Genomic DNA, 531 nt, shown 5'->3' with positions numbered 1-531 from the left:
TGGAAGCGTGTGATGTTGAACCGTTGATCAAACCGATTCGTGGTGGTACGGATGGCGCGCGGTTATCCTTTATGGGATTGCCTTGCCCTAACATCTTCACCGGTGGTTTCAACTTTCATGGTATCCATGAATTTATCTCTGTAGAGATGATGGAAAAATCTGTCCTTGTTATTGTAAAAATCGCTGAACTTACCGCTAAAAAACACGGTTGATGGAACGTTCACCCACTCAATTCAATTGGATGGGTGACGGGTGATATCGATACAAAAAAGCCCAGACAATTTGTGCGTCTGGGCTTTGTAGTTTTGGGAAGGACTAACGAACGTCTTTATCCTCGAAATTGATGTCGTCTAGCGGTAGCCAATCTACCTCAACACCCGCCTGATCAAACATATCTTGGCTCACTTGGATTTTATCTCCCCAGCGAGATAGAAAGTCTTCAGACTGTTCTGGGCAATGAACGCGCGAAATACCTGTTTGAATGATCTTTGCCGCGCAATTGGGGCACGGGAAGTGCGTTACCCAAATGTC

General features: G+C 45.6%; 2 pseudogenes. One reads left to right on the top strand and one right to left on the bottom strand.

From position 1 onward, the window contains the following. A pseudogene (locus tag R7Z77_RS28185) lies at nucleotides 1–212 on the top strand (peptidase T); the annotation flags it as partial. 103 nt (nucleotides 213–315) lie between these two features. On the opposite strand, the pseudogene R7Z77_RS28180 reads toward R7Z77_RS28185, so the two are convergent. Further along, a pseudogene (locus R7Z77_RS28180) lies at nucleotides 316–531 on the bottom strand (cell division protein DedD); the annotation flags it as partial.

This window comes from Vibrio sp. 1401, from assembly GCF_033340295.1.
The sequence above is the reverse complement of the archived record's forward strand: the minus strand, read 5'-3'. Positions and strand labels throughout refer to the sequence as shown.